General features: G+C 59.9%; 1 protein-coding gene. It reads right to left on the bottom strand.

What is annotated here, in order from left to right; genetic code table 11:
- Positions 1-182: IS3 family transposase (locus HMPREF2710_RS09610; protein ID WP_210388901.1), on the bottom strand; the 182-nt coding region annotated here is incomplete at its 3' end.
- Positions 183-202: the final 20 nt, after the last annotated feature.

The raw sequence follows: 202 nt of genomic DNA, 5'->3' as shown, positions 1-202 counted from the left end.
CTGTGGTAGGGCCTCTGGCGGCGTATACCGCAACGCAACCCCATCTGACGCATCATCTTCAAAACCGTCTTATCGGCAATGCGCACCCCCTCCTCAGCACGCAGACACATGGCCACCTGCCTGTGACCGCACCCGTTAGGGGTACGCGAAAAAATCTGGGCAACCTTGGCACGTAGCTGCACTCTGGTTGGCTGCTGGGGGT

Origin of the sequence: Rothia sp. HMSC069D01 (genome assembly GCF_001810135.1) — a bacterium.
Taxonomy (GTDB): Bacteria; Actinomycetota; Actinomycetes; order Actinomycetales; family Micrococcaceae; genus Rothia.
The sequence above is the reverse complement of the archived record's forward strand: the minus strand, read 5'-3'. Positions and strand labels throughout refer to the sequence as shown.